The following is a 25428-nucleotide window of genomic DNA, read 5'->3' as shown; positions in this document are numbered from 1 at the left end:
CCGCGGACCCCGAGCCGATCAGTCCTCGATGCGGTGGTGGAGCATCCGCGCGACCTCGGCGATCGTGCCCGAGTACGACGGGTAGACCGTGGACGTCTCGGCGATCTGGTCGGTGGTCAGCCGGTAGTTGACCGCGAGGCTCAACGGGAAGATCGACTCGCTCGCGCGCGGGCCGACGATGACCGCACCGACCACGACGCCGGAACCTGCGTGGGCGAAGATCTTGATGAACCCGTCGCGGACGCCCAGCATCTTGGCGCGCGGGTTGCGGGCGATCGGCAGCATGCTGACCGAGTACTTGAGCCCGCTCTCCTGCATCTGCGCCTCGGACAGCCCGACGGTGGCGATCTCGGGCAGCGTGAAGATGTTGGACGACACCCCCCGCACCGACAGCGGCGCGACGGCGTCCCCGAGCGCGTGCGCCATGGCCAACCGGCCCTGCGTGGCCGCGACCGAGGCGAGCGGCAGGACACCGGTCACGTCGCCGGCCGCGTAGACGCCGCGCACGTTCGTGCGCGACACCTTGTCCACCTCGATGTGGCCCGAGGCGGTCAGCCGGACGCCGGCCTCCTCCAGTCCCAGGTCACGCGAGGTCGGTAGGGAGCCCACGGCGAACAGCACGTGCGTGCCCTCGACGACCCGCCCGTCCGCGAGCGTGACCTCGACCCCGTCGGCGGTCCGCCGGGCCCCGGACGCACGCGACCGCGACATGACCGTCATGCCACGCGTCTTGAACACGTCCTCGAGCAGCTGCGCCGCGTCGGCGTCCTCCCCGGGCAGCACCCGCTCCCGGCTGGACACCAGGACCACCTCGGCACCGAGCGACGTGTAGGCACCCGCGAACTCGGCCCCCGTGACGCCCGAGCCCACCACGATGAGCTTCTTGGGCAGCTCGGACAGGTCGTACAGCTGGGTCCAGGTGAGGATCCGCTCGCCGTCGGGCCGGGCCTCGGGCAGCGCGCGCGGCGTGGCGCCGGTCGCGACGAGGACGACGTCCGCGTCGAGCGCCAGGTCGTCGGAACCGGCAGGGGTGGAGACGAGCACGCGGGAGGCTCCGTCGAGCCTGCCGTGGCCGAGGATGATCCGCACACCTTCGCGTTCGAGCCGGGCGCGGATGTCCGCGGACTGGGCGGCCGCGAGCGCCTTGACGCGGGTGTTGACCGCCGCGAGGTCGATGCGGTGCCGCAGCAGGTCGAGCCCGCTGGTGTCCAGCGGCGTGCCGTCGAGCCTGATCCCCAGCTCGGGGGCCCGGTCGGCGATGGTCATCCACTCGGCGGTCGCGATCAGGGTCTTGGAGGGCACGACGTCCGTCAGGACGGCCGAACCGCCGAGGCCCGCGGCCTCGACCACCGTCACGTCCGCCCCGAGCCGGCGGCCGACGAGCGCCGCCTCGTAGCCGCCCGGCCCACCGCCGATGATGACGACTCGGGGGTTGGCGGATTCCTGCGACGGGGTGCTCACGGAGAACCATTCTGCCGCTCGGTCGCATCCTGGCCAGGGCGTTAGCCTTCGATCATGAGCGACGTCACATCCCTGGACGACCCGACCACCGACCCGTTCGACGTCGCGCGTGCCGCGGCGGCCTACATCGCACGCGCCACGGGGGTGCCGACGCACGACGTCGCGCTCGTGCTCGGCTCGGGCTGGGGCGGCGCTGCCGAGCTGCTCGGCGAGACGGTCGCCGAGCTCGCGAGCCACGACGTGCCGGGCTTCTCGGCACCCGCGGTCGTCGGCCACGTGGGGACGATCCGCTCGATCCGCATCGCAGGACCGTCCGGATCACCCGCCACGCACGCGCTGGTTCTCGGCAGCCGGACGCACCTGTACGAGGGCCGCGGCGTGCGGCGCGTGGTGCACGGGGTGCGTACTGCGGCCGCCGCCGGCGCGAAGACCGTCGTGCTCACCAACGGGTGCGGCGGGCTGAACCTCGCGTGGGGTCCCGGTACCCCGGTGCTGATCAGCGACCACATCAACCTCACCGCGACGTCCCCCCTCGAGGGCGCGACGTTCGTCGACCTGACGGACCTGTACTCGTCGCGGCTGCGGGCGATCGCTCGCGAGGTCGACCCGACTCTCGACCAGGGCGTGTACGTGCAGTTCCCCGGACCTCACTACGAGACGCCGGCCGAGGTGCAGATGGCCGGCAGGCTCGGCGGTGACCTCGTCGGCATGTCGACGAGCCTGGAGGCCATCGCGGCCCGGCACGCCGGGTTGGAGGTGCTCGGCATCTCGCTGGTCACGAACCTCGCTGCCGGGATCAGCCCTGACCCGCTCTCCCACGAGGAAGTTCTCGAGGCCGGCGCTGCGGCGGGTCCGCGGATCAGCGCCCTGCTCGCGGAAATCGTCCGCCGCCTCTGAATGGGCACCGGCCCGCAGGCGTGAGTAGTTTGGGCCCATGACCGGCGACGATGCGTGGGCAGACCTCCGGACTCGCGTTCAGGCATGGATCGAGGACGACCCGGACCCGCACACGGCCGACGAGCTTCGCGCCCTGCTGACGCTCGCCGACGTGGAACGACCCGACCTTCCCGAGGGTCGCGAGCCCGACCCGACCCAGCGCCAGGCGATGGACGCCCGACGCGAGGCCCGCGCCGAGCTCGCCGACCGGTTCCGCGGCCTTCTGCAGTTCGGCACCGCGGGTCTGCGGGGGCGCATCGGCGGTGGCCCGCACCGGATGAACCGTGCGGTGGTGATCCGCGCGGCGGCCGGTCTGGCGGACTACCTGCTAGGTGAGCTCGACGGCGTGCACCCGCGGCCCCGGGTCGTCATCGGGTACGACGCCCGGCACCGGTCGGTGGACTTCGCACGCGACTCGGCCGCCGTCCTGACCGCGGTGGGCATCGAGGTGCTCGTCCTTCCCGAGTCCCTCCCCACGCCGGTGCTCGCCTTCGCGGTGCGACACCTCGACGCAGACGCCGGGATCATGGTCACGGCATCGCACAACCCGCGCGAGGACAACGGCTACAAGGTCTACCTCGGTGGCCGGGTCGTCACCGGCTCCGGTCAGGGTTCCCAGATCGTGCCGCCTGCCGACGCGGCCATCGCAGCAGAGATCGCCCACGTGCCGTCCGTCGCATCCGTGCCACGGTCGACCGACGGCTGGACCGTGCTCGGGGCCGACGTCCTCGACGCCTACGTGGACGCGGTCGTCGCCCTGGCACCTGCCGACGACGCGAGCCGTGCCGCCGCCGCGAAGCTCAAGATCGTGCTCACGCCGATGCACGGCGTGGGCGGCGAGGTGGCTCAGCGCGTGCTCGCGCGGGCCGGGTTCAGCCGGGTCCTCATCGTGCCGGAGCAGTTCGACCCCGACCCCGAGTTCCCGTCGATCGGGTTCCCCAACCCCGAAGAGCCCGGGGCGATGGACATGGCGACCGGCCTGGCCAGCGACGAGGGCGCCCACCTCGTGATCGCCCTGGACCCCGACGCGGACCGTTGCGCGGTGGCGGTCCGCGATCCGCGGAACCGTACCCACCGCGGTCCGGACACGGCCGAGGCGGAGGGCTGGCGCAGGCTGCACGGCGACGAGACCGGCGCCCTGCTGGGCACGGCGATGGCCGCACGCTGGCTCGCCTCCGACGCGGAGCCGAACGCGACGACGCCGTCGTTCGCCAGCTCGATCGTCTCGTCGCGACTGCTCGGCAAGATCGCGCATTCCGCGGGGCTCGGCTACGCGCAGACGCTCACGGGGTTCAAGTGGATCTCCCGCGTCGACCACCTGGCGTTCGGGTACGAGGAGGCGCTCGGGTACTGCGTGGACCCCGCGCACGTGCGGGACAAGGACGGCATCTCGGCGGCGCTGCTCATGGCGGGGCTGGCCGCACGCCTGCTCGCCGAGGGGCGCACCCTGCTCGACGGCCTCGACGACATCGCGCGCACGCACGGCCTGTACCTGACCGACCAGGTGTCCGCCCGGTTCACCCAGCAGGACCAGATCCTCCCGCTCGTGCACGGTCTCAAGGCCGCTCCCCCTCGCGCTCTGGGCGGTTCCCAGGTCACGGAGGTGGTCGACCTGGCCGCCGGCACCGAGGACGACCGCGACGGCCTGCCCCCGACGGAAGGGCTGCGCATGCTCACCGAGGACGGCACGCGCGTCATCGTGCGTCCGAGCGGGACGGAGCCCAAGGTCAAGGCCTACCTCGAGGTCATCCAGCCGGTCGGCTCGCACGCGGACGACACCGCCGTCGGCCATGCCCGCGACGAGGCGCGCAAGCGCCTGGACGCCGTCGCGGCAGACGTGCGGGCGTCGCTCGGCATCTAGGTGTGTGCTCTACCCGCTCCGATGCGCGAAGATCAACCCGTGAGGAACAACGAGGTCGCGGAATGACCGGAGTCGAGATCGTCCCGACCGATCGGGCACTGGCGCTCATCGGCGGTGAGCCGAACGACGCGAACCTGAGGCGGTACCTGCAGGGCATCCCCGGCGTCGACGCCGTCGGCCTCCAGCAGAGAGCGGCAGGGCTTGGCACGCGGTCGATCAAGACGACGTCGAAGGTGTGGGCGCTCGATCGGACGATCGGCCTGATCGACCTGACGACGCTCGAGGGTGCGGACACGCCCGGCAAGGTACGGTCCCTCGTCGCCAAGGCCGTGACGCCCGACCCGGCCGACCTGTCCTGCCCACGCGTGGCCGCCGTGTGCGTGTACGGCGACATGGTCGGGCACGCCGTGCAGGCTCTGGGCGCGTCCCACGGTGACCCGGAGGCCGGCGGGATCGCCGTGGCGGCCGTCGCGACGGCCTTCCCGAGCGGGCGGTCCTCACGCTCGATCAAGCTCGAGGACACCGCGGACGCCGTGGCCGCGGGTGCGGACGAGATCGACATGGTCATCGACCGCGGGGCGTTCCTGGCCGGGCGGTTCGGCGCGGTCTACGACGAGATCGTGGCGGTCAAGGAGGCGTGCCGACGCCCCGACGGCACCTACGCCCACCTCAAGGTGATCCTCGAGACGGGCGAGCTCAACACCTACGACAACGTCCGCCGCGCGAGCTGGCTGGCCATCCTGGCCGGTGGGGACTTCATCAAGACCTCGACCGGCAAGGTCTCCCCCGCGGCGACCCTCCCGGTGACCCTCCTCATGCTCGAGGTCGTGCGCGACTGGCACCGGATCAGCGGTCATCGGGTCGGCGTGAAGCCGGCGGGCGGGATCCGCACCTCGAAGGACGCGATCAAGTACCTGGTGACCGTCGCCGAGACCACGGGCGAGGAGTGGCTGACACCGCACCTGTTCCGGTTCGGGGCGTCGAGCCTGCTGAACGACGTGCTCCTGCAACGCCAGAAGGTGGCGACCGGCCACTACTCCGGTCCCGACTACGTGACGATCGACTGAGGCCCCTGATGACATTCCTCGACTACGCGCCGGCGCCGGAGTCCCAGTCCGTCCTGAACCTGCGCAACGAGTACGGCCTGTTCATCGGCGGCGAGTTCCGGGCCGGGAGCGGCACCCCGTTCGCCTCCATCAACCCCGCGACCGAGAAGCACATCGCGACGATCGCGCACGCCAACGAAGCGGACGTCGACGCCGCTGTCGCAGCGGCGCGCAAGGCGTACGAGAAGACGTGGTCGCGCCTCTCCGGGAGCGACCGCGGCAAGTACCTGTTCCGCATCGCCCGCCTCGTGCAGGAGCGGGCGCGCGAGCTCGCGGTGGCCGAGAGCCTGGACAACGGCAAGCCGATCAAGGAGAGCCGCGACGTCGACGTGCCGTTGGTCGCCGCGTGGTTCTTCTACTACGCAGGCTGGGCGGACAAGCTCGACCACGTGGGCCTGGGCGCGGCGCCCGCACCGCTCGGTGTGGCCGCGCAGGTGATCCCGTGGAATTTCCCGCTGCTCATGCTCGCGTGGAAGATCGCCCCGGCGCTGGCCGCCGGCAACACCGTGGTGCTCAAGCCTGCCGAGACCACGTCGCTGACGGCTCTGCTGTTCGCCGAGATCGTGCAGCAGGCGGACCTCCCGCCCGGTGTCGTGAACATCGTCACGGGGGCGGGCGACTCCGGGAAGCCGCTCGTGGGGCACCCCGACGCCGACATCGTCGCGTTCACGGGTTCGACCCCGGTCGGGCGGGCGATCGCCCGGCAGACGGCCGGCACGCGCAAGCGGGTCATCCTGGAGCTGGGCGGCAAGGCCGCCAACATCGTGTTCGACGACGCCCCGATCGACCAGGCCATCGAAGGCATCGTCAACGGCATCTTCTTCAACCAGGGCCACGTCTGCTGCGCCGGCAGCCGCCTGCTGGTCCAGGAGTCCGTGCACGACGAGGTGGTGGACCGGCTCAAGGCGCGACTGTCGACGCTGCGCTTGGGCGACCCGCTGGACAAGAACACCGACATCGGGGCGATCAACAGCGCGAGCCAGCTCGAGCGGATCCGCACGCTGAGCGACGTCGGTGAGGCCGAGGGTGCCGAGCGGTGGACCGCACCCTGCGAGATCCCCGCCAACGGCTTCTGGTTCGCGCCCACGATCTTCACCAACGTCTCGACGAGCCACCGGATCGCCCGCGAGGAGATCTTCGGACCGGTGCTGAGCGTGCTGACGTTCCGCACGCCCGCGGAGGCGATCGCCAAGGCCAACAACACGCCGTACGGCCTGTCTGCGGGCATCTGGACCGACAAGGGCAGCCGCATCCTGGCGGTGGCCGACCAGCTGCGTGCCGGCGTGATCTGGGCCAACACGTTCAACCGGTTCGACCCGTCGAGCCCGTTCGGTGGCTACAAGGAGTCCGGCTACGGCCGCGAGGGCGGCCGGCACGGGATCGCGGCGTACCTCAGGACGAGCACGTCGACGAACGGAGCCACCAAGTGAGCCGCCTGGCTGTCCCGAAGACGTACAAGCTCTACATCGGGGGCGCGTTCCCCCGCAGCGAGTCGGGCCGCACGTACGAGGTCGCCAGCAGCAAGGGAGCGTTCCTCGCCAACGCCGCCAAGGCGTCCCGCAAGGACGCCCGGGACGCGGTCGTCGCCGCGCGCGCGGCCGTCGGCGGCTGGTCCGGTGCGACCGCCTACAACCGGGGGCAGGTGCTCTACCGGATCGCCGAGCTCCTCGAGGGTCGGCGTGAGCAGTTCGTCGCGGAGATCGTCGACGCCGAGGGCGTGTCCGCCGGCAAGGCGACCGCGCAGGTGGACGCGGCGATCGACCGGTGGGTCTGGTACGCGGGCTGGGCGGACAAGTACGCGCAGGTCTCCGGCAACGCCAACCCGGTCTCCGGGCCTTACTTCAACATCTCGGTGCCTGAGCCCACGGGTGTGGTCGCGATCGTCGCACCGCAGGACTCGTCGCTGCTCGGGCTCGTGTCCGTCGTGGCCCCCGCCCTCGTCGCGGGCAACACGGTCGTCGTCGTGGCCTCCGAGCGGCTCCCGCTGTCCGCGATCAGCCTGTCGGAGGTTCTTGCGACCAGCGACGTGCCCAAGGGCGTGGTCAACGTGCTCACGGGCTCCCCGGCGGAGATCGCACCGTGGCTCGCCAGCCACGCGGACGTCAACGGGCTCGACCTGACCGGCGCGGGCGACCTCGACTGGGTCGACCTGCAGGTCGCGGCTGCTGAGACGCTCAAGCGTGTCCTGGCGCCCCAGGACGTCGACCAGTCGCTCGGACGCATCACCGCCTTCACGGAGACGAAGACGGTCTGGCACACGAAGGGTCTGATCTAGGCGAGCAGCTGCCTCGCGTGGGCCGTGGTCAGGGCCCCGACCACGGCCCACGCGGCGACGAGCCCCACGTACAGGCCTGCGGCCGACCACGTGAACACCGCGAGGCCGGTGCGTGACGCCAGTGCGCTCGAGCCCGTGACGACCGTCCCGACGGGAAAGGTGAAGCTCCACCACGGCAGCCCGAACGCCGGCCGTGCCTGCAGCGTCACGACGGCCACCGTGCCCAGCCAGAGGATGGCCAGTCCCCAGGCGAGCAGGCCGTAGACCGTGCCGAACGTCTGCGCTGCCCCTGCGTACGGCGTTCCGCCCGCGCCCGTCGCGAGTCCGTTCGCCGCCGTGATCGACTGTCCGAGCGGTCCCAGCACGATCCAGAGCGTCGGGACCAGCGCGACCGGGCCGATGCCGTGCGTCGCCACCCGGCGACCGATCCGCCAGACGACAACAGCACTTGCGAGCAGCGACACCGCGAACATGCCATAGCAGCTCGCCAGCATCGCGTCGCGAGCCGGTCCGGGCGACAGCTGCTCGACGAGCAGTGCGCCGGTGGCGGCCGAGACGATCGGCGGCACGACCGGCATCAACCACCCTCCGAACGGGACGCCCGTGTAGGCGCGACGGGGCACCAGGACGGCACAGGCGAGCCCTCCTGCCGTGCCGGCGCTCCAGAGGACCCAGCTGACCGCCAGCGCGGCGCGCGCACCCATGACGTCGGGCCCGAAGGTCCAGGTGCCCGCCCCGACCGTCAGGAGTGCCATCGGCATGGCGCCGTAGAAGCTCCCGAGCACGGGGTGACGCAGGTGGCCTCGGGCGGCGACCGGGTGCTGCACCCAGTGGGCTGCGGTCACCGCCGTGACGACCGCCAGCAGCAGCACCGCGAGCAGCCAGACGAGCAGGCCGAACCGGTGCTGTCCCGGCAGCTGCACGGGGAGCGTGGCGCTGGCGTTCGCGACGATCCCCGTCGCCATGACCGACGCGTACCAGTTCGGGCCGACGGCCGACAGGCGCGGCTCCCGCACGACCGCGCGCTCGAGGGTGGTGGTCATGCATCCAGCGTGCGGGCGGACCAGACGACCGGGTAGGCGTCTCGACCTGATCGAGCCATAGGCTTGGGTTATGGGCGCCCATAGACTGACCCGATGCGACTGACCCATGTCCCCGACCTCGACTCGCTCGAGCTGCTCATCCGCGTCGCATCCACGGGCAGCCTGGGCCAGGCAGCCACCGAGCACGGCATCAGCCAGCCGGCCGTCTCGGCGCGCGTCAAGAGCATGGAACGCCTGGTCGGGTTCCCGCTGGTCACCCGGAGCGCACGTGGCTCGACGCTGACCACGGAGGGCTCCCTGCTGGCCGACTGGGCGCGTGACGTCCTGCACGCCGCCGGAGTGCTGGAGGCCGGCATCGGCTCGCTGCGCCACGACCGGCAGGTCCGCCTGCGCGTCGCTGCGAGCCTCACCGTCGCCGAGCACCTCGTCCCGCTCTGGCTCGTCCGGCTCGCCGCCCGGCGGCCGGAGACCGCCGTGAGCCTCACGGCGCTCAACTCCGCGGACGTCGCCGCTCGCGTGCTCGACCGCGCCGCCGACCTCGGCTTCGTCGAGGGTCCCCGGATCCCGCCAGGACTCGACTCGCAGACCGTCGCCCGGGACCAGCTGGTCGTCGTCGTCCCGCCGGGTCATCCCTGGGCGAAGCTGCGCAGACCGCTCCTCCCCGAGACGCTCGCCGCGACCCGCCTGGTGCAGCGCGAACCCGCCTCCGGAACCCGCACCGCCCTCGAGATGGCGCTCGCGCCGTGGGAACCGCTCGCGACGCCGCTGCTCGAGCTGGCCAACACCAGCGCGCTGCGCTCAGCGGTCGCCGCCGGAGCGGGCCCGGCGGTGCTCAGTGAGCTCGCCGTGGCCGACGACGTCACCGCCGGCCGAGTGGTCCGGGTGGCGGTGCGCGACGTCGACCTCACGCGCGAGCTGCGCGCCGTCTGGCCGCGCGGGCAGCGCCCGACAGGGTCCGCGCGCGACCTGCTCGCGATCGCCACGCACTAGGAGCCGCGATGCAAGAAGGGCCCGCGGTCAGGCGCGGTGCCGCCCCGGCCTGGCGGCCGCGTAAGCAGGCAGGATCACGTTCTCGAGGAGCGCCTGACGCTCGTCGTGGTGCAGGAACGTGTGCGACGCCGCGGTGACCGTCACGTCCCGCAGGTCGTCCAGGGTCCAGCCCGCCTCCTGGACCAGGAGCGTCAGCTCGCGGGTCAGGGACGTCCTGGACTGGAGCCGGTTGTCGGTGTTCACGGTGACCGCGAACCCGAGGCGCTTGAGCCGCGTCACCGGGTGCTCCCCGACCGACACGGCGCCACCGGTCTGCACGTTCGACGACGGGCACAGCTCGAGCGGCACGGGCCGGTCACGGACCCAGTGCGCCAGGAGCCCGAGCCTGTCACCCAGCTCGTCGGTCGCCACGTCGTCGACGATCCGCACGCCGTGCCCGATCCGTGCGGCCTGCGCGAGGTGCACCGCCTCGGAGATCGAGTCGTAGCCTGCTGCCTCGCCCGCGTGCACGGTGACCGGGAAGTGTGCGTCGCGCAGCGTGTGGAACGCGGACAGGTGCCTCGACGGCGGGAAGCCGTCCTCGGCGCCCGCGATGTCGAAGCCGACCACCCCGTTGTCGCGGTTGGCCAAGGTCAGGGCGGCGATCTCGTCCCAGCGGTCGGCGTGCCGCATGGCGGTGATGAGCGTCCCGATCCGGATGGAGCGGCCCTGGGCGGCCGCCTCAGCGACACCCTCGGCGAATCCCTGCTGCACGGCGTCGACGACCTGCTGCAGCGACAGCCCACCCCGGAGGTGCTGCTCGGGTGCGTACCGCTGCTCGGCGTACACCACCCCGTCGGCCGCGAGGTCGATCGCGGACTCCCGCGCCACCCGACGCAGGTGCTCCTCGGTCTGCATGACCGCGATCGTGTGGTCGAAGGTCTCGAGGTAGCGCGGCAGCGTGCCGGAGGATGCGGAGTCGTAGAACCACGTGCCGAGCGTCTCCGCGTCCGACGCGGGCAGCTGGTGACCCACCTCGGCGGCGATCTCGACGATCGTCTGCGGGCGCAGACCTCCATCGAGGTGGTCGTGCAGGAGGACCTTGGGCAGTCCCGGGATCAGCGCGACGAGCGCTCCGGCGGGTTCAGGGGTGACGACGTCTGCCACGACGGCAGGGGTCTCGGCGGGGGCGCTCATGGGCACACCGTACCGAAGTGTCCCGTTTCGTCACCTCGAGTCGTCGTCCTCGTCGGGGAGCTCGCTGTCCTGCTCGACCACGTCGGCCTCGTCGGCACGGCCGTCGAGGTCCGCACGGGCGAAGCCGGGCTCGTAGTCCTCGTCGTCGGTCACGTCCGTGTCGTCCGCAAGGCTCAGGGGCCGGTGCGGGTCCACCGGCGCCAGGCCCGCATCCCGCCAGGCGTCACTCCCGGGAACGGTGCTCATGGCTCCATCGTGCCCCCGACCCACCGAAGCTGCGCGTCAGCCCTCGATGCGGTCGATGACGAGCGGACGCACCCCGACGGGCGTTCCGGTGGGAGCGATCACGACGCCGCCCACGAGAGCCTCCCTCGCCCGCTCGAACCGCTCGGGGGTGTCGGTGTGAAGAGTGAGCAGCGGCTGGCCGGCACGGACGATGTCTCCCGGCCGGGCGTGCAGCTCCACACCGGCGCCCGCCTGCACGGGGTCCTCCTTGCGGGCGCGTCCCGCGCCGAGACGCCACGCCGCGATTCCGATGGCGTACGCGTCCAGCACCGTGACGGTGCCGTCCGCCTCGGCCAGCACCTGCTCCGTCTCTCTCGCGACGGGCAGCGTGGCACCGGCATCGCCACCCTGGGCCTCGATCATCCGCTTCCACGCGTCCATGGCCCGGCCGTCCGCGAGCGCCGCCGCGACGTCGACGTCCGGGCGCCCCGCGGCCGCGAGCATCTCGCGCGCCAGCGCCACGGTCAGCTCGACGACGTCGGCGGGGCCGCCGCCGGCGAGGACCTCGACCGACTCACGGACCTCGAGGGCGTTGCCCGCGGTCAGCCCGAGCGGCGTGGACATGTCGGTGAGCAGCGCGACGGTCTTCACCCCCGCGTCGGTGCCGAGCTCGACCATGGTGCGGGCCAGCTCACGCGCGCGGTCGAGGTCCTTCATGAACGCGCCGGACCCGACCTTGACGTCGAGGACGAGCGCACCGGTGCCCTCGGCGATCTTCTTGCTCATGATCGACGCGGCGATCATCGGGATCGACTCGACCGTTCCGGTGACGTCCCGCAACGAGTAGAGCTTGCGGTCCGCGGGCGCCAGCCCAGCACCGGCCTGGCAGATGACCGCGCCGACCTCGTCGAGCTGCGCCATCATCTCGGCGTTGCTCAGCTCGGCACGCCAGCCCGGGATCGACTCGAGCTTGTCCAGCGTGCCCCCCGTGTGCCCGAGCCCGCGGCCCGAGAGCTGCGGCACCGCGACGCCGAAGACGGCGACCAATGGTGCCAGCGGCAGCGTGATCTTGTCGCCGACGCCACCGGTCGAGTGCTTGTCGGCCGTCGGGCGGGACAGCCCTGAGAAGTCCATCCGCTCGCCGGACGCGATCATCGCGGCCGTCCAGCGGGCGATCTCCGCACGGTTCATCCCGTTGAGCAGGATCGCCATGGTCAGTGCCGACATCTGCTCGTCCGCCACCACGCCGCGCGTGTAGGCGTCGACCACCCAGTCGATCTGCGCATCCGTCAGCTGGTGCCCGTCGCGCTTGGCGACGATCACGTCCACAGCGTCGAAGCTCATGCTCGCTCCTCGAGGTCAGCGGGTCCGAACGCGTCGGGAAGGACCTCGGTCATCGGTTTGATGCCGTGCACGGTCTCGACGAGGAGCCGCGCGCCCCCGTGCTCCCACAGCAGCTGACGGCAGCGGCCGCAGGGCATCAGCACGTTGCCGTGCTTGTCCACGCACGTGAACGCGACCAGACGGCCACCTCCGGACACGTGCAGCCCGGAGACGAGCGCGCACTCCGCGCAGAGCGTCACCCCGTAGGACGCGTTCTCGACGTTGCAGCCGACCACCACGCGACCGTCGTCCACCAGGGCGGCGGCTCCGACGGGGAACTCCGAGTACGGGGCGTATGCGCGGTGCATGACGGCCGTGGCCGCCCCACGCAGCGCATCCCAGTCGATCTCCACGTCAGCCCTTCACGTAGGGCACACCGGCCGCGGCGGGGCCGCGCACGCGGCCGACGAAACCGGCCACGGCGAAGATCGTCAGCAGGTACGGGAGCATCTGCAGGAACTGGCTCGGTACGGGCGTTCCCAGGACGGACAGTGCCGAGACGAGCTTCGTCGCGAAGCCGAACAAGAGGGCGGCACCGAGCGAGCCGATCGGCGTCCACCGCCCCAGGATCATGGCCGCCAGGGCGATGTAGCCCTTGCCGCCCGACATCTCCGGCCCGAACGCGCCGACGTAGCCGATCGTGAAGAACGCGCCACCGAACCCCGCCGTCGACGAGCCCCACAGCACGTTGCGCCAGCGCGTGCGGTTGACCTGGATGCCGACCGTGTCGGCGGCTTCGGGGTGCTCGCCGACCGCCCGGACCCGCAGACCCCAGCGGGTGCGGAACAGGGCGATCGTCAGCACGACGACCGCGGCGTACATGGCGTAGACGATGATCGTCTGCCGGAACAGGACCGGGCCGAGCACAGGGATCGAGGACAGCACCGGGATCGCGATCGGCTCGAGGAGCGGGGGCGTGTTCAGCGTCTCGGCGTTGGGCTTGAGGACCGCGGCGAACAGGAAGCTGGTCAGGCCGACCGCCAGCACGTTGAGCACCACGCCGACGATGATCTGGTTGACCGCATACTTCACCGTGAACAGTGCGAGCAGCAGTCCCAGGAGGCAGCCCGCCACAGGCGCTGCGAGCAGGCCGGCGTAGACGTTGTCCGTCACGCTCGCGACCACCGCAGCGGCGAACGCCCCGACCAGCAGCTGGCCCTCGATCGCGATGTTCACGACGCCGGCACGCTCGCAGAACACACCACCGAACGCTCCGAACGCGATCGGCACGGCGAGCAGCAGGGAGCCTTGGAGCAGGTCGACCAACGACGTCGACTTGCCCTCGACGGCCCACACGAGGAACGCGAAGACCCAGGCGACCCCGAACAGCGCGTTGAGCCACATCGGCGTCTTGCGGAACCGGAACGCCGCGAGGAACGAGTAGGCAGCGATCGCCAGGCAGATCACCGACAGGGCGAGGCACGTCCCCTTGGTGTTCAGCACGAGCGGTGACAGCTGCACCGCGTCGTTCCGGAACGACAGGGCGAGCGTCGACGTCGTTCCGGACTCGGAGCCGAGACCGAACGCGAGCAGGGAGATCACGCTCAGCACGGCGAGCGTGATCGGTACCCGCAGCACGGGGCGGGGGGAGACGACGTGCGCCTCGGCCACCGGTCGGTCATCGATGACCGTGCTCATGCGGTCGCTCCCTTGAGTTCAGCGGTTGGCGCGGGGATGCGGAAGATCGTGCGGACGAGCGTAGGTGCGGCCACGAACAGGACGACGAGCGCCTGCAGGACCAGGACGATCGAGATCGGGGTGCCCGTCACGACCTCCATGAACCGGCCTCCCGCGCTCAGTCCGCCGTACAGGAGACCCGCGAAGAAGATGCCGAGCGGCTTGGACCGACCGAGCAGGGCCACGGTGATCGCGTCGAAGCCGATGGTCCCCGCGATGCCGTCCGTGAGGTACTTCGAGGTCCCCAGCAGCTGCACCGCGCCCGCGAGGCCGGCGAGCGCACCGGACGTCAGCATCACGTAGACGGTGATCCTCTGGACCGAGATGCCCGCGGTGCGCGAGGCGGCGGGGTTGAACCCGACCGCCCGGAACTGGAAGCCGATGCGCGAGCGCGACATGAGCCACCAGACGAACACGGCCGCGAGGATCGCGATCACGAATCCCCACGTCACGCGGTACTGGTCCCCGAACAACAGGGGCAGCTGCGCCTCCGGGCGGACCGTGCGGGACTTCGGCTCCGCCGACCCGGGGACCCGGAACGCCTCGGTGGTCAGGAACCACGCCAGCAAGGAGATCGCGACGTAGTTCAGCATGATCGTCACGATCACCTCGTGGGCACCTGTGCGCGCCTTGAGCACACCCGCGATGCCGGCCCACAGTCCACCGGCCAGCACACCGCCCAGCAGCGCCACCAGGCAGGCGATCCCGGCGGGCAGCTGCCACGTGAAGCCGATGTAGCCGGCCAGGGACGCGCCGAGGATGACCTGTCCTTGTGCACCGATGTTGAACAGACCGGCACGGAAGGCGACCGCGACACCGAGGGCCGCGATGATCAGCGGGGTCGCGATCGTCATCGTCTCCGTCAACGGCCGGATGGCCTTCGCGAACGTGTCGGCCTCGCGGTCGTACACGGCTCCGCGGAACAGGGCCGAGTACGCCTCGCTCACGGCCCGCCACGCCGCCTCGAAGAAGTCGGCCGGCTTGGCGAAGAAGTAGTGCGCCGCCGCGGTGACCTCGGGGTTCACCGCCGCGATCAGCACGCCGCCGATGACGAGCGCAAGCACGAACGCCAGCACGGTGACCATCGCCCCACCGGTCGAGACGCGGCGCAACCAGCTCGCCGCCGCGTCCTCGGTCGGGTCCTTGGGCGGCGGTGCCGCGGGCGGAGCGTCCGCCTGGTCCGGCACGAGCTCGTCGGTCACAGGTCGCCCTCCTTGAGGATCGTCTCGGTCGTGGGGTTCTCGGCGGCCTGCCGGCGGGCCTCGTCGAGCGGGACGCCGGCCATCATCAGGCCGAGCACGTCGCGCGGGGTGTCGCCCGGCACCATGCCGACGATCTTGCCGCGGTACATCACGGCGATCCGGTCCGCGAGAGCGCTGACCTCGTCGAGCTCGGTGGACACGATGATCACCGGGGTTCCCGTGTCCCTCTCCTGCACGATGCGCCGGTGCAGGAACTCGATCGAGCCGACGTCGACACCGCGCGTCGGCTGGCTCGCGACGAACAGACGCAGGGGCCGCGAGAGCTCGCGAGCGACGACGACCTTCTGCTGGTTGCCGCCGGACAGCCGACCGGCGGGCTGGCCCGGGCCCTGCGTGCGGATGTCGTACTCGCCGATCCGCTGCTGGGCGTTGGCCTGCACGGCAGCGATGTCGACGCCGAACGGCTTGCGGAAGCGCGGGTCGAAGATCAGGTCCAGCACGAGGTTCTCGGCGACGCTGAACTCGCCCACGAGCCCGTCGTGCGACCGGTCCTCGGGGACGAAACCGACGCCGTGGTCGAGGATCTCGCGCACCGACTTCCCGACCAGCTCTGTGCCCTCGAGGACGATCGACCCGGCCACGGGGGGCAGCAGGCCCAGGATCGTCTCGGCGAGCTCGGACTGGCCGTTGCCCTGGACACCGGCGATCGCGAGGATCTCGCCGCGTGCCAGGTCGAACGAGACCTCGTCGACCACCGTCGTGCCCGCTCGGTCCAGCACGAGCAGGTCCCGGACCGACAGGACGGTCGCGCCCGGCTGGGCGGGTGCCTTGTCCAGGTCGAGCAGCACGGCCCGGCCGACCATCATCGCGGCGAGCTCGGACTCGTCGGCCGTCGGTGCGGCGGACCCGACGACCGCGCCACGGCGGATGACGGTGATGACGTCCGCGACCGCGCGCACCTCGCGCAGCTTGTGGGTGATGAAGACGATCGACGTCCCGGCGGCAGCGAGCTGGCGCATGATCTCGATGAGCTCGTCGGTCTCCTGCGGGGTGAGCACCGCGGTCGGCTCGTCGAGGATCAGCACCTTGGCGTCGCGGGCCATGGCCTTGATGATCTCGACGCGCTGCTGCACGCCGACGGGCAGGTCCTCGATGCGCGCGTCAGGGTCGACGTCGAAGCCGAACCGCGCCGACAGCTCGCGCACCTGTGCACGCGCCGCGTCCAGGTCCAGCATCACGCCGCGGGTGGACTCGTGCCCGAGCATCACGCTCTCGGCAACGGTGAAGACCGGGACGAGCATGAAGTGCTGGTGCACCATGCCGATCCCCGCGGCCAGCGCGTCGGAGGGTCCACGGAACGTCACGGGGGTGCCGTCGACAGCGATCTGGCCCTCGTCGGGCTCGTAGAGCCCGAACAGGACGTTCATCAGCGTGGACTTGCCGGCACCGTTCTCACCGAGCAGGGCATGGATCTGTCCCGGTTCGATCACGAGATCGATGTGGTCGTTTGCCACCAGCGGCCCGAACCGCTTGGTGATGCCCCGCAACTCCAGCAGCACGTGTAGCCCTCCTCGGCGTACGACCTGGTCTGACAGTAGGACCCTGGCGGCCCTGGACGCGACCAAGCCGGCCCAGCAGGTGCCTGGGCCGGCTCGATCGCGAACGACGAACTACTTGGGCGAGCTCTGCGACTCGACCTTGATGGCGCCGGAGATGATGTCGGCCTTGAGCTGGTCGATCTCCGCCTTGAGGTCAGCCGGGACCGTCGAGTCGAGGTCGTGGTACGGCGCGAGGCCGACGCCCTCGTTCTCGAGCGTACCGACGTACGGCGACGGGTCGAACGTGTCGCCCGCAGCGTCGCTCACGGCCGAGTTGACGGCCGCGTCGATGAGCTTCATCACCGAGGTGAGGATGACCGACGAGGAGTCGGGGTTGACGAGCGCACCGTCGGTGTCGACCCAGATGACGAGCGTCCCAGCCGTGGCCTTGGCGGTCGTCAGGGCGTCGAGTGCGGCACCACCGGCGACCGGCAGGATGATGTCGGCGCCCTGGGCGACGAGCGAGTCGGCGTTGGCCTTGCCGGAGCCCGGAGCGAACGGCGCCTCCGGCGGGTTGAAGAGACCGGTCTGGGCCTCCTTGTCCCACCCGAGAAGCTCGACGTTCGTGCCCTTGACGTCGTTGTACTTCGCGATGCCGTCGGCGAAGCCGTCCATGAAGACGGTGACGGTCGGGATCGCGAGGCCACCGTAGGTGCCGACCTTGCCGGACTTGCTCATGCCCGCGGCGAGGTAGCCGGCGAGGTACGACGCCTGAGCGGTGTCGAACTGGAGCGGCTTGACGTTGTCCAGCTCGACCGGGTTGCCGTCGGCGTCGGTGGGCAGTGCGTCGACGAGCGCGAAGTCGACGTCCGGGTTCGCCGTGGCGGCGTCAGCGGTCGCGGTCGCGAGCTTGAAGCCGACGGTCACGATGATGTTGCAGTTCTGGCTGACCAGGTTGTCGATGTTCGGCGCGTACGCGTCGTCCGACTTCGACTCGGCCTGCGCGGTCTCGATGCCCAGCGAGGCCTCGACCGCCTTCAGGCCGTTGAGGCCCGACTCGTTGAACGACTTGTCGTTGAAACCACCCGAGTCCGAGACGATGCAGCCCTTGAAGTCCGACGAACCGGCCGCGGCCGTGGACGAGGCGGACGAGCTGTCGTCTTCGGGGGCACTGCCGCACGCCGCAAGCGCGAGCGCGAGCGCCCCGCCGAGCGCGGCCACTCGAATGATTCTGTTCACGGGCGTCTCCTGAATCTCGTCAGTTCTCCGGGCGGGCCTGTTGTGCCCTTCGACACGACACTGTGCCTACCCTGCGTTGATGCATCGGACCTTAGCCAGCACCAGGTAACGCATATGTTACCGAGGGGTATACCTGCAGGTAACGTTACCGACTTGGTACATCCGGCCAGGGCTGCGGACGGATCGTCTCAGCCCGCGAGAAGGGCCGCACGGGCGAGGAACAGCGCCCCGACCTCGACCGCGCGCTCGTCCACGCGCAGGTCTCCCTGGTGGATGTCATAGGTGCGCCCGCCCGGCGTCCGGGTGCCCAGGCGGGCCATCGCGCCGGGCACCTTGGTCAGGTACCAGGCGAAGTCCTCGCCGCCCAGCGACTGCTCCGTGAGCAGGACCGAGCCGGTACCGAGCACCTCTCGCGCGGCCTCCTCGAGGATCTCCGTCGCGTTCGCGGCGTTCTCCACCGGCGGGACGCCGCGGTGGTGCCGCACCTCGACCTCGACCTCCAGCGACGCCACGACGTTCTCGACAGCCGCCAGGAACACCTCCGACGCCTTCTCCCACGCACGCACGTCCAGGCACCGCAGGGTTCCCCGGACCGTGCCGATCGCGGGGATCGCGTTGTGCGCGGAGCCGGCCTGCACCGCACCCCACGTGAGGTTCACGCCCGAGCGGGGGTCCAGGCGTCGGCCGAGGATGGCTGGCACCTGCGTGATGACCTGACCGAGCGCGAACACCACGTCGCCCGTGAGGTGCGGCCGGGACGTGTGCCCGCCCCTGCCGGACACCGTGACCGTGACCTCGTCGCTCGCCGACGTGATCGGGCCGATGCGGGTGCCGACCTGCCCGACGTCGACCTTCGGGTCGCAGTGGAACGCGAAGATCTGCCCGACGCCGTCCAGCCCTCCCGCCGAGATCACGTCCAGCGCACCGCCGGGCTGGACCTCCTCGGCAGGCTGGAACACGAGCCGCACGCCGGTGGTCATCCGGTCGGCGACCCGAGCCAGGAGCAGTCCTGCGCCCAGGACCGCGGTGGTGTGCACGTCGTGCCCGCAGGCGTGCGCGATCCCGCGCGTCGTCGACGCCCAGGGCAGACCGGTCGTGTCGGCGACCGGCAGCGCGTCCAGGTCGGCGCGCAGGGCGATCCGTGGTCGGCCGGTCACCGCCGGCCCGGGACCGATGTCACAGACGAGACCTGATCCCGGCAGCAGCTGCGGATCGAAGCCCGCGACCTTGAGCCGGTCTGCCAGCAGGCCGGTCGTGCGCACCTCCGTGCGGCCGAGCTCAGGGTGCGCGTGGATGTCACGACGGATCGCGACGAGCTCGTCTCGCAGGTCGTCGTACAGCTCGACCAGCTCGGCGGCGACCGCCTCCGTAGGTGCGGGGCGCAACGAGCTCAGCGGGGCGACAGCGATGAGGTCAGGCACGGTTCGACCCTATCCACCGTTCAGAGCAGGTCCTCACGGCCCTGCGCACGCCAGCCGTCCACGGCCTGCTTCACGGCCTGCGCGCTCGCGCGGGTGGTGACCAGGACCGCGCCGGGTGTGTCGACGACCACCGCGTCGGGAACCCCGATGACGGTGACCGTCCGGCCGTCCCCGGCCACGACCAGGGACCCCTGGGCGTCGATCCGCTGCACGGCCGACGGGTCGCCGAGCGTCCCACCGTCCAGGAGCACGGCGAGCGAGGCGAAGTCGCCGACGTCGTCCCACGTGAAGTCACCCGGCACGACCGCGACCCCGCCGGCGGCGGCGACCGGCTCGGCGATCGCGTGGTCGATCGCGATCTTCGTCAGGCCTGGCCAGACGCGATCGAGCACCTCGGACCTGTCCGGCCCGTCCCATGCCGACGCGATCTCGACCAGACCGGCCGCGAGCAGCGGCAGCTGGGCCGCCAGGTGGTCGAGGAGCACGCGCGCCTTGACGATGAACATCCCCGCGTTCCAGCGGTACTCGCCCGTGGCGAGGTACTCGGCCGCGGTGTGCGCGTCGGGCTTCTCCGTGAATCCTGCGACGTGCTGGGCGCTGGGGGCCTTGTCGAGACCGAGGCTCTCCCCCGACCGGACGTACCCGAAGGCCGTCGACGGCTCGGTGGCACGGATGCCGATCGTCACCACGTAGCCGGCCCGCGCTGCGACGACGCCGTCGCGAACCGTCTGCTCGAAGCTGTCGGTCCCGGAGATCACGTGGTCAGCGGCGAACGACCCGAGGACCACGTCGTCGCCGTGCCGCTGGACCAGGACCGCTGCGGCCAGGCCGATCGCCGCCATCGAGTCCCGGGGCGAGGGCTCCGAGAGCACCTGCCCGGGGGCCAGCTCCGGCAGCTGTCCCGCGACCGCCGAGGCGTGACGGGTGCCCGTCACGACGAGGATCCCCGCGTCGCCGGCGAGCGGGCGCAACCTGTCGACCGTGCCCTGCAGGAGGGTGCGTCCCGTCCCCGTCAGGTCGAGGAGGAACTTGGGGTGCCCGGCCCGCGAGAGCGGCCACAACCGGGTCCCCGCTCCGCCCGCGGGGATGACGGCGTGGAAGCCTGGGATGGTCGATCCGCTGGAAGACATGGGGGTCAGGGTAGTCATCGCGCACGCTCAGCCCCGCATGTGGAGTACCTCACACGGGCCGTTCGCGTCGCGTCCCTTCCCGAGTCGTTCACTACAGTGGACAGGTCTAGGGACGCTGTCGTCCCACCGCTGACTCGCCAGGAGGATTCCCCAGTGTCCGCAGCGCCCGATGCGCCGGTGAAGCGCAAAGCGCCCGCCGGAACGCTCTATCGAGGGCGAGAAGGCATGTGGTCGTGGGTCGCGCACCGCGTCACCGGCGTCGCGATCTTCTTCTTCCTCCTCGTGCACGTCCTCGACACGGCTCTGGTCCGCGTCTCCCCGGGCTCGTACAACGACGTGATCGGCACCTACAAGAACCCGATCATGGGACTCGGTGAGGCCGGCCTCGTCGCCGCGATCGTGTTCCACGCGTTCAACGGCATCCGGATCGTGCTCGTGGACTTCTGGGCCAAGGGTCCGAGGTACCAGCGCGTGATGCTCTGGATCGTCCTCGGCCTGTTCGTCGTGACGATGGCCGGGTTCCTGCCCCGCCACCTGATGCACGTGTTCGGGGGCGAGTGATGAGCGCCATCGCCGACCCGAAGGCGCCACGCGCTCCCAGGGCCCGCCCCTCCCGGCTGACGACCCGTGGGAACACCGAGCTGTACGGCTGGGTGTTCATGCGCGCGTCCGGCGTCATCCTGCTGGTCCTGATCTTCGGGCACCTGTTCGTCAACCTCGTCGCCGGCGATGGCGTCAAGGCGATCGACTTCGGCTTCGTCGCCGGCAAGTGGGCGTCGCCGTTCTGGCAGGTCTGGGACCTGCTCATGCTCTGGCTGGCGATGATCCACGGCACCAACGGCGTGCGCACGATCGTCAACGACTACGCCGAGCGTGACGGGCTGCGGCTCGCGCTCAAGGTCCTGCTCTACCTCGCGTTCATGGTCGTCGTCGTCCTGGGCACGCTGGTGATCTTCACGTTCGACCCGTGCCCGACCGACGCACCGGCTGCCTTGCTGCCGTCCTTCTGCACGGCCTGAGCCCTCCCCCCAAGAAACAGGAAGGCATCGACCCCGATGCAGACCCACCAGTACGACGTCGTGATCGTCGGCGCCGGCGGCGCAGGGATGCGCGCCGCGCTCGAGTCCTCGACGCGCGTACGCACCGCCGTGATCTCCAAGCTCTACCCGACGCGCTCCCACACGGGTGCGGCGCAGGGCGGCATGTGCGCCGCACTGGCCAACGTCGAGGAGGACAACTGGGAGTGGCACACGTTCGACACCGTCAAGGGCGGCGACTACCTGGTCGACCAGGACGCCGCCGAGGTCATGGCCAAGGAGGCCATCGACGCGGTGCTCGACCTGGAGAAGATGGGCCTGCCGTTCAACCGCACGCCCGAGGGCAGGATCGACCAGCGGCGCTTCGGCGGGCACACGCGTAACCACGGCGAGGCCGCGGTGCGCCGGTCCTGCTACGCCGCGGACCGCACGGGCCACATGATCCTGCAGACGCTCTACCAGCAGTGCGTCAAGAACGAGGTCGAGTTCTTCAACGAGTTCTACGTCCTCGACCTTCTGGTCGACCACGACCTCGCCGCCGGCCACGTGGCCGAGGGCGAGGAGGTCAACGTCTCGGGCGTCGTCGCCTACGAGCTGGCCACCGGCGAGATCCACGTCTTCCGGGCCAAGTCCGTGGTCCTGGCCACGGGCGGTGCCGGCAAGATCTACAAGACGACGTCGAACGCCCACACCCTCACCGGCGACGGCATGGCGCTCGCCTACCGCCGTGGCATCCCGCTCGAGGACATGGAGTTCTTCCAGTTCCACCCAACCGGCCTGGCCGGCCTGGGCATCCTGCTGTCCGAGGCGGCCCGTGGCGAGGGCGGCATCCTGCGCAACTCCGAGGGCGAGCGCTTCATGGAGCGCTACGCCCCCACGATCAAGGACCTGGCGCCGCGCGACATCGTCGCTCGGTCGATGGCGAACGAGGTCCGTGAAGGCAGGGGCGCCGGTCCCAACAAGGACTACGTGCTGCTCGACCTGACGCACCTCGAGCCGGCGCACATCGACGCCAAGCTCCCGGACATCACCGAGTTCGCCCGCACCTACCTCGGCATCGAGCCGTACACGGAGCCGGTGCCCGTGTACCCGACCGCGCACTACGCGATGGGTGGCATCCCCACCAACATCGAGGCCGAGGTGCTGCGAAACCAGACCGACGTCATCCGTGGCCTGTACGCCGCGGGCGAGGTTGCGTGCGTGAGCGTGCACGGCTCCAACCGCCTGGGCACCAACTCGCTGCTCGACATCAACGTGTTCGGCAAGCGGGCCGGGATCTCCGCCGCCGCCTACGCGCTCCAGGCGTCCTGGGTCGAGCTGCCCGAGGGCGCCGCTGACTCCGTGGTGGCTGGTCTCGAGGAGATCCGGACGCGGTCCGAGGGCGAGCGCGTGGCGGACCTGCGCAAGGCGCTCCAGGAGTCGATGGACCTCAATGCGCAGGTGTTCCGCACCAAGGAGTCGCTGACGCAGGCGCTCGACGACATCAAGGACCTGCAGCGGCGGTTCCGGCACGTGAGCGTCCAGGACAAGAGCCGGATGTTCAACACCGACCTGCTCGAGGCCGTCGAGCTCGGCTTCCTCCTGGACATCGCCGAGACCGTCGTGGTCGGTGCCCTCAACCGCAACGAGTCGCGTGGCGGGCACTTCCGGGAGGACTTCCCGGACCGCGACGACAAGAACTACATGCTGCACACGATGGCGTATCGACGCCCGTTGCCGGTCAAGGGCAAGCGCCTCTGGGGCGCCGACGGCGACGGCGATCACAAGGGCGCGTTCGCGCACAGCACCGTGTTCGAGGACTACCAGCTCGTGCTGGGCTCCAAGCCCGTCACGGTGACCCGCTACCAGCCGATGGAGCGCAAGTACTGATGACCGCCACCCTCGACGCCCCCTCGGCAGCACCCGTGATCCCGAGCTTCGACGTCACCCTCAAGGTCCGTCGCTACCTGCCCGGCGACGACGGCACGGGAGAGCCGTACTGGGACGAGTTCACCGTCCGTGCGCACGGCACCGACCGCGTCCTGGACGCGCTGCACAAGGTGAAGTGGGAGGAGGACGGGTCCCTGACGTTCCGTCGCTCCTGCGCCCACGGCGTGTGCGGTTCCGACGCCATGCGCATCAACGGCCGCAACCGCCTGGCCTGCAAGACGCTGCTCAAGGACCTCGACATCAAGAAGCCGATCATCGTCGAGCCCATCAAGGGCCTCCCGGTGATCAAGGACCTCGTCGTCGACATGGAGCCGTTCTTCGCCTCCTACCGCGAGATCATGCCGTTCCTCATCACCACGGGGAACGAGCCCACCAAGGAGCGCCTGCAGAGCGCCGAGCAGCGCGCCCGGTTCGACGACACCACCAAGTGCATCCTGTGCGCCGCGTGCACGTCGTCGTGCCCCGTGTTCTGGACCGACGGGCAGTACTTCGGGCCGGCCGCGATCGTGAACGCGCACCGGTTCATCTTCGACAGCCGCGACGAGGGCGCCGCGCAGCGCCTGGAGATCCTCAACGACAAGGAGGGCGTGTGGCGCTGCCGCACGACCTTCAACTGCACCGAGGCGTGCCCGCGAGGGATTGAGGTCACGAAGGCGATCCAAGAAGTGAAGCGCGCGATGATCACGCGCGCCTTCTGACGCACCCGCCCGAGGTCGCGAGAAGCACAGCGAAGCGCGCGATGATCACGCGCGCCTTCTGACGCACCCGCCCGAGGTCGCGAGAAGCACAGCGAAGCGCGCGATGATCACGCGCGCCTTCTGATCCCGCACCTATCGGGATCGACGATCGACCTGCTGGGTGCTGGACTGTGGTCGTGAACACCACCTGGCACGACGGGCACGTGCTCGGGCAGGGAGCTCCGCTGGACGCCCGGGTCGACTGGCACGTCGAGCACGCCTCGGCGTGCGGCTGCCGGGCCCTCCCCGCGTCGGTCGTCGCCGAGCTGGAGCGCCGGGGCGTGCCCGTGCCGGAACGTCGCCGTGACGCCTGACACCGAGATCGTCCTCCCCGGGGGCAACGTCGGCGGTGCCGTGCGCGTCGGCGACACGGTGCGCCGACCCACTGGCCCCTGGACACCGGCGGTGCACGAGCTGCTGGACTTCCTCGCATCGGCCGGCGTCGAGAAGATCCCGCAGGTGCTGGGCATCGACGGGCGCGGCCGCGAGATCCTGACCTTCCTGCCTGGGCACGTGCTCGACATCGGGACCGAGGCGCCCTCGCCGGCCCAGACCCGGTCCGCGATGCGCTGGCTACGGACCTTCCATGCTGCCGTGTCGGGGTTCCCCCGCGAGAGCCGCCGGTGGCGTTTCGCCGAGCGCGCCCTGGAACCCGGCGAGATCGTGTGCCACCACGACACGGCTATCTACAACCTGGCGTTCGACGGCGACGAGCTGGCGGGTGTCTTCGACTGGGACGTGGCGGGTCCGGGCGTCCCGCTGGACGACGTCGCGATGTACGCGTGGAACTCCGCACTCCTCGACCCGCACGCCGATGCCGGCGAGGTGGCCGGCGGGCTGCGCACGATCGCCGACGGGTACGGCGACCTCGACGCCCACGCCCTGCTCGACCATGTCCCGGTCCGCATCACGTCCGCGACCGACCGGATCGCCGAGGGCCAGCGCGCGGGCGACGTCGGGATGCTGCGACTCGGCGAGGTCGGCGAGCCGGCGTCGACCCTGGCCCGGTTGTCCGTCGTGACGAACCGGTTGCCCGAGCTCCACGCCCGGATCGGCTGACAG

At 70.8% G+C, this 25428-nt stretch carries 24 protein-coding genes; 12 read left to right on the top strand and 12 right to left on the bottom strand.

What is annotated here, in order from left to right; translation table 11 throughout:
* Positions 1–18: 18 nt before the first annotated feature.
* A complete protein-coding gene (locus tag N553_RS0116505; RefSeq protein ID WP_028047447.1) occupies positions 19–1461 on the bottom strand; it encodes an NAD(P)H-quinone dehydrogenase in 1443 nt (480 codons plus the stop codon).
* A 54-nt stretch (positions 1462–1515) separates the two neighbouring features.
* Between N553_RS0116505 and N553_RS0116500 the strand changes: the two genes are divergently transcribed.
* The 5 genes from N553_RS0116500 (at position 1516) to N553_RS0116480 (ending at position 7639) form a co-directional block, all read left to right on the top strand.
* Positions 1516–2358: a purine-nucleoside phosphorylase gene (locus tag N553_RS0116500; RefSeq protein WP_028047446.1), complete on the top strand. Its 843-nt coding sequence runs from the start codon at positions 1516–1518 to the stop codon at positions 2356–2358.
* 37 nt (positions 2359–2395) lie between these two features.
* The gene (locus N553_RS0116495) at positions 2396–4258 is read left to right on the top strand and encodes a phospho-sugar mutase (protein ID WP_028047445.1); all 1863 of its coding nucleotides are present in this window, start codon (positions 2396–2398) and stop codon (positions 4256–4258) included.
* A 62-nt stretch (positions 4259–4320) separates the two neighbouring features.
* On the top strand, positions 4321–5325 hold the full coding sequence (gene deoC / locus N553_RS0116490) for a deoxyribose-phosphate aldolase (RefSeq protein ID WP_028047444.1): 1005 nt from the start codon (positions 4321–4323) through the stop codon (positions 5323–5325).
* Between the two features lie 8 nt (positions 5326–5333).
* The gene (locus N553_RS0116485) at positions 5334–6794 is read left to right on the top strand and encodes an aldehyde dehydrogenase family protein (protein WP_028047443.1); all 1461 of its coding nucleotides are present in this window, start codon (positions 5334–5336) and stop codon (positions 6792–6794) included.
* Entirely contained in the window at positions 6791–7639 is an 849-nt protein-coding gene (locus tag N553_RS0116480; protein WP_028047442.1) for an aldehyde dehydrogenase family protein, read from the top strand. The genes N553_RS0116485 and N553_RS0116480 overlap by 4 nt, the downstream gene beginning before the upstream one ends.
* Here the strand turns inward: N553_RS0116480 and N553_RS23230 are convergent.
* On the bottom strand, positions 7636–8682 hold the full coding sequence (locus tag N553_RS23230) for a TDT family transporter (protein ID WP_051640267.1): 1047 nt from the start codon (positions 8680–8682) through the stop codon (positions 7636–7638). The two genes, N553_RS0116480 and N553_RS23230, sit on opposite strands and share 4 nt — an antisense overlap.
* A 93-nt stretch (positions 8683–8775) precedes the next feature.
* Here N553_RS23230 and N553_RS0116465 point away from each other — a divergent pair, with 93 nt between their 5' ends.
* Entirely contained in the window at positions 8776–9672 is an 897-nt protein-coding gene (locus N553_RS0116465; protein ID WP_028047440.1) for a LysR family transcriptional regulator, read from the top strand.
* Positions 9673–9699: 27 nt separating this feature from the next.
* Here N553_RS0116465 and N553_RS0116460 read toward each other — a convergent pair whose 3' ends face one another.
* From N553_RS0116460 to N553_RS0116415, 10 genes are all read right to left on the bottom strand, one after another.
* A complete protein-coding gene (locus N553_RS0116460; RefSeq protein WP_081844706.1) occupies positions 9700–10848 on the bottom strand; it encodes an adenosine deaminase in 1149 nt (382 codons plus the stop codon).
* Positions 10849–10878: 30 nt separating this feature from the next.
* Positions 10879–11094 carry a hypothetical protein gene (locus N553_RS0116455; protein ID WP_028047438.1) on the bottom strand — a complete coding sequence of 72 codons (216 nt, stop codon included), beginning with the start codon at positions 11092–11094 and terminating at the stop codon, positions 10879–10881.
* Positions 11095–11130: 36 nt separating this feature from the next.
* Positions 11131–12417: a thymidine phosphorylase gene (locus N553_RS0116450; protein WP_028047437.1), complete on the bottom strand. Its 1287-nt coding sequence runs from the start codon at positions 12415–12417 to the stop codon at positions 11131–11133.
* Positions 12414–12809, bottom strand: a complete 396-nt coding sequence (locus N553_RS0116445; protein WP_028047436.1) for a cytidine deaminase — start codon at positions 12807–12809, stop codon at positions 12414–12416. The genes N553_RS0116450 and N553_RS0116445 overlap by 4 nt, the downstream gene beginning before the upstream one ends.
* A 1-nt stretch (position 12810) precedes the next feature.
* Complete coding sequence (locus N553_RS0116440; protein ID WP_028047435.1) at positions 12811–14094, bottom strand: ABC transporter permease; 1284 nt, start codon at positions 14092–14094, stop codon at positions 12811–12813.
* Complete coding sequence (locus N553_RS0116435) at positions 14091–15335, bottom strand: ABC transporter permease (RefSeq protein ID WP_028047434.1); 1245 nt, start codon at positions 15333–15335, stop codon at positions 14091–14093. The genes N553_RS0116440 and N553_RS0116435 overlap by 4 nt, the downstream gene beginning before the upstream one ends.
* Entirely contained in the window at positions 15332–16894 is a 1563-nt protein-coding gene (locus N553_RS23225; protein ID WP_034622929.1) for an ABC transporter ATP-binding protein, read from the bottom strand. The genes N553_RS0116435 and N553_RS23225 overlap by 4 nt, the downstream gene beginning before the upstream one ends.
* Before the next feature lie 111 nt (positions 16895–17005).
* Positions 17006–18112, bottom strand: coding sequence for a BMP family protein (locus N553_RS0116425; RefSeq protein ID WP_028047433.1), 1107 nt, complete (start codon positions 18110–18112; stop codon positions 17006–17008).
* A gap of 188 nt (positions 18113–18300) precedes the next feature.
* The gene (locus tag N553_RS0116420) at positions 18301–19533 is read right to left on the bottom strand and encodes an amidohydrolase (protein WP_028047432.1); all 1233 of its coding nucleotides are present in this window, start codon (positions 19531–19533) and stop codon (positions 18301–18303) included.
* 20 nt (positions 19534–19553) lie between these two features.
* A complete protein-coding gene (locus N553_RS0116415) occupies positions 19554–20663 on the bottom strand; it encodes a mannose-1-phosphate guanylyltransferase (protein ID WP_028047431.1) in 1110 nt (369 codons plus the stop codon).
* 177 nt (positions 20664–20840) lie between these two features.
* Between N553_RS0116415 and sdhC the strand changes: the two genes are divergently transcribed.
* The 6 genes from sdhC (at position 20841) to N553_RS0116385 (ending at position 25425) form a co-directional block, all read left to right on the top strand.
* Positions 20841–21224, top strand: coding sequence for a succinate dehydrogenase, cytochrome b556 subunit (gene sdhC, locus N553_RS0116410; protein ID WP_369796721.1), 384 nt, complete (start codon positions 20841–20843; stop codon positions 21222–21224).
* On the top strand, positions 21224–21682 hold the full coding sequence (gene sdhD, locus N553_RS0116405; RefSeq protein WP_028047429.1) for a succinate dehydrogenase, hydrophobic membrane anchor protein: 459 nt from the start codon (positions 21224–21226) through the stop codon (positions 21680–21682). The genes sdhC and sdhD overlap by 1 nt, the downstream gene beginning before the upstream one ends.
* Before the next feature lie 36 nt (positions 21683–21718).
* Complete coding sequence (gene sdhA, locus N553_RS0116400) at positions 21719–23569, top strand: succinate dehydrogenase flavoprotein subunit (protein WP_028047428.1); 1851 nt, start codon at positions 21719–21721, stop codon at positions 23567–23569.
* Complete coding sequence (locus tag N553_RS0116395; RefSeq protein WP_028047427.1) at positions 23569–24327, top strand: succinate dehydrogenase iron-sulfur subunit; 759 nt, start codon at positions 23569–23571, stop codon at positions 24325–24327. Before sdhA ends, N553_RS0116395 begins: the two co-directional genes overlap by 1 nt.
* 176 nt (positions 24328–24503) lie before the next feature.
* Entirely contained in the window at positions 24504–24680 is a 177-nt protein-coding gene (locus tag N553_RS25445) for a hypothetical protein (RefSeq protein WP_197030106.1), read from the top strand.
* Positions 24670–25425, top strand: a complete 756-nt coding sequence (locus N553_RS0116385; protein WP_028047426.1) for an aminoglycoside phosphotransferase family protein — start codon at positions 24670–24672, stop codon at positions 25423–25425. Before N553_RS25445 ends, N553_RS0116385 begins: the two co-directional genes overlap by 11 nt.
* The last annotated feature ends 3 nt before the right edge of the window (positions 25426–25428 follow it).

This window comes from Cellulomonas sp. URHE0023, assembly GCF_000688475.1.
Lineage (GTDB): Bacteria > Actinomycetota > Actinomycetes > Actinomycetales > Cellulomonadaceae > Cellulomonas.
Note: the sequence above shows the minus strand (reverse complement) of the source record. Positions and strands in the feature narration are given on the sequence as shown.